The organism is Acidobacteriota bacterium (assembly GCA_020853395.1).
Classification (GTDB): Bacteria; Acidobacteriota; Vicinamibacteria; order Vicinamibacterales; family SCN-69-37; genus JADYYY01.
On record JADYYY010000012.1, the window covers coordinates 1 to 3566 of the forward strand.

The window sequence follows — 3566 nt, forward strand, 5'->3', positions numbered from 1 at the left end:
CAAGCACGCACGCGTAGTGCGCCGCCAACTCGTCCCCTCCCGTCGCTCGATCGCTCATCCCGCCAAGCTGAGACCGCGCCCGGCAGCCCGCCACCGAACGCCAGCATTTGCCGCCGGACGCTTACCGTCAAGTCGGGCGCTCGGTCTGTATCGGCGCCACGGCGACACACTCCCCCCCGCCGTCCGGCACCCCATGCATCGAACTCTCCTGGGCTCGTCCTCCGCCGCACTCGTCCTGGCCGCCAGCGCGCTCGCGCAGCATCCGCTTCAAGTCTCCGCACAAGTCATCGCGGCCTCCGGACAAGCCGTTCCCGGCGTCCCGGGAGCCGTCTTCGGCGGCGCGGGCTACTTCGAGGTCCCGGCCGTCGATGACAGCGGAAACGTGCTGTTTCGCGGCCGTTTCTTCGGCGGCGGCGTCGGAACGGGCGACGACCGTGCTTGGTTCTACGGCGCGCCGGGCAACCTCGCCCTGGTCGCACAAGGCGGCTCGCAAGCGCCCGGACAACCGACCGGCGTGACCCTGAGCACATCCGCGGGCGCGCCCGGGATGACCTCGCTCTACCGCATCGGCGCGAACGGACACATGCTCGCCGTCAGCTCGCTGTGGAACGGCGGGATCACCAGCGCCAACGACACGGCGTTGATCGTCGGCACACCGTCCAGCTTGTCGACGCTCGTCCAGGAGTCGGACGCAGCGCCAGGGACGACCAACGCGCAGTTCAGCGCGGACCTGACCACGACCACGGTCGTGTCGGCGCCGACGAGCGGCGCCAACGCCAGCGGCCAGTACCTGTTCCGCTCGCAGATCGCCGGCGGCGACGTGGTCGGCACGACCAACAACGAGGGCTGGTGGCTCGGCGCTCCGGGCAATCTGCAGTTGCTCGTGCGCAAGGCCGACGTGATGCCCGACAGCCACGCGATCTTCTCCTTCACCGGCACCGGAACGACCTCGAACAACTTCGCCAAGCTCAACGCAGCCGGCCAAGTGCTGTGGGAGTGCATCTACAACTCCGCGGTGGGCTCGCCGCTGCCGACCGGCACGACCAACCAGGCGCTGTACCGCTCGACGCTCGGCGGCGCGCACGTGCTCATCGCGCGCGAGGGTGATCCGGTGCCCGGGCTCGCGGGAGGCGAGGTGTTCGGCATCGTGTCGGGCGCCTCGAGCTGGGGAGCGCTCGGCGCCGCGCTCGACGCGCAAGGCAACGTGTTGTTCTCACCCGACATCCGCGACGGAGCGACGACCACCAGCGACGATCAGGTCCTGGCCTACTGGCCTTCGGGCGGTGCGGTGCAGGTCCTGGCGCGCGAGAACGACCCGGCGCCGGGGCTCGCGGGCGTGCAACTGGCTTCGATCAACCCCGGCACGCTGATGCTCGGAAACCAAGGGCGCTTCTCGTTCATCGGCAACCTCCGCGGTGCCGTCGGCACTGGAAGCGACTCGGCGCTCTGGAGTGGGCTGACGAGCGCTCCGGGCGGCGCGCTGCAACTGGTCGCGCGCGAGGGCGATCCGGCGCCGGGCACGAGCAACGCGCTGATCGGTGGCCTGAGCTCGACCGTCTATGCGTTCAACGATCTGGGCACGCTGGTGTTCGTCACCGGCCTCGTCGCGGGCGACGTGGTGGTCGGAGTCAACGACGCCGCGCTCTACCAGTGGACGCCGAGCAACGGCCTGGAGCTGCTCGCGCGCAAGGGCGACTTGATGCCGCAACTCGGCAATCAGCCGATCCTCGGCTGGTCGGTCTACGGCAACGACAACAGTGGCGGTTCCAGCTTGGGCCTGAGCGCCGGCAACAGGCTGGTGCTGCGCCTGATCATCGGCAGCGACCAGGCGATCGTCTCTTACGACATTCCGTACACGAGCACGCCGACCAGCTACTGCACCGCCGGAACGACGACCGCGGGTTGCACCGCGCAGATCGGCGCCACGGGCACGCCGAGCATCTCGGCCGCGAGCGGTTTCACGCTCGCGGTCAACGGCGTCGAAGGCCAGCGCACGGGCCTGATCTTCTACGGCACCGACAACAGCGGCTTCACGCCTGCACCCTGGAGCGCGAGCAGCTCGAGCTTTCTGTGCGTGAAGCCGCCGACCCAGCGCACGCCGAGCCAAACGAGCGGCGGAACGACCGGCGCGTGCGACGGCTCGTTCACGCTCGACTGGCTGGCCTTCCTCGCGACGCATCCCAGCGCGCTGGGCCAGCCGTTCCAGGCCGGAACGACGGTCTACGCGCAAGCCTGGTTCCGCGATCCGCCGGCGCCCAAGACCACCAATCTCAGCGACGCGCTGCAACTCGTCACGCTGCCCTGACCGCGCGCCGGCGCGCTCGATTCTCCGTGGCTCCGCCGCAGGTGTGCCCGCCTGCCGCGGAGCCGCGGTCCCTTCGGCGCACCGCGCGTGAAGTGGGCCATGTAGGACTCGAACCTACGACCAAGCGATTATGAGTCGCCTAGTACGGGCTAACAGCCCGTTGAGAAAGCCATCGATTCATGGCGCGCGCCCGGCTCGATGAGTTCCGAGTTCAAGGTCGATCGAGCATCGAGTTCGCTCGCGCCGGCTCCGAGGAATCGTGCGAGCCACGTGATCCAGAGCCTCAGCAGCGCGCAGATCTCGACGAGACGGCCCTGCAGGCCGCGCGGAGTGCCGAATCCGATCAGTTGTCGCATCACCAGGCTCAGGTTGAAGCCCGCGACGTGCACGCAGTAGCGTTTGAGGATGTTCTCGCGACCGCGCAGATGCACCCGGCGCATGCCGCCGGTCTCCAGGCAGTGCGCGAAGCTGCGTTCGATCATCTCGCCGCGTTTGCGCATCCATTCGTGCCCGCGCTTCGAGCGCAGCCGTCGTCGATTCGCGTAGGTGCCGCGGCGCGCCTCGGGCTGCTCTTCCCAGCGACGCCGTCCGCGGTTGGGCTCGGCGATGTAGGTCTTCAGCTCCAGCTCGGCCGCCATCTTCATCGTGCTGTTCGAGTGGTAGCCCTTGTCAGCGATCCAAGTCGTCAGCGCGCGCGGATCGACGTGTTCCCTGCAGCTCTCGTCCGTCACGACGGACTTCAGTTGCGTCGCCGTCGCCACCATCGTCGCCTTGAGAGTCGTGCAGTCGCCCGCAGTCGCGTCCGCCACGACCACCGCCATCACCGCGCCGCTGTCGAGATCGGTCGCGTGTTCGGCTTTGTGCGCGAGATGCGTGCGGCCGTCCTTCATCTTCGTGATCTTCGCGTCGGGATCGTGCGGGTGCTTCCAGTCGTCGTTCGAGCCCTTTTTCGCGCGCTTGCGGTCGAGCTTGGCGATGTCGGCTCGCGTCGGCGTTTCGATCCCCGACTGCTTCGCGAGCGCGACGAGGAAGTCTTGGTAACTCGTGCCGTCGTCACGGCGCACGATGCTGCGCAGCGCGGCGTTGGCTTCGAGCGTCGTTGCGTCCACGCCGATCGCGCGGCCCTTCAGCAAACCCTTCTTCGCCAGAATCTTCAGCACGAAGGTGAAGACCTCCTGGTGCACTTCGATGTCCAGCCGCTGCCGAATCCGACTCAGGCTCGAATGCTCGGGCGTGCGCTCGGACATGCCGTACCCCAAGA

The 3566-nt window shown here is 68.3% G+C and carries 2 protein-coding genes and 1 tRNA gene; 1 reads left to right on the forward strand and 2 read right to left on the reverse strand.

Annotation, left to right across the window (positions count from 1 at the left end):
• Positions 1-193 precede the first annotated feature (193 nt).
• A complete protein-coding gene (locus IT184_13155) occupies positions 194-2305 on the forward strand; it encodes a hypothetical protein (GenBank protein ID MCC7009750.1) in 2112 nt (703 codons plus the stop codon).
• A 93-nt stretch (positions 2306-2398) separates the two neighbouring features.
• On the opposite strand, the gene IT184_13160 is transcribed toward IT184_13155, so the two are convergent.
• Positions 2399-2464 (reverse strand) — tRNA-OTHER (locus IT184_13160).
• Positions 2455-3552 (reverse strand): transposase, encoded by a 1098-nt coding sequence (locus tag IT184_13165; GenBank protein MCC7009751.1) that lies wholly within the window; start codon positions 3550-3552, stop codon positions 2455-2457. Before IT184_13165 ends, IT184_13160 begins: the two co-directional genes overlap by 10 nt.
• Between the last annotated feature and the right edge of the window lie 14 nt (positions 3553-3566).

Bases quoted from the DNA above. Each gene is read 5' to 3' on its own strand.
- IT184_13155 (MCC7009750.1), top strand. From the start codon at position 194: ATGCATCGAACTCTCCTGGGCTCGTCCTCCGCCGCACTCGTCCTGGCC.
- IT184_13165 (MCC7009751.1), bottom strand. From the start codon at position 3,552: ATGTCCGAGCGCACGCCCGAGCATTCGAGCCTGAGTCGGATTCGGCAG.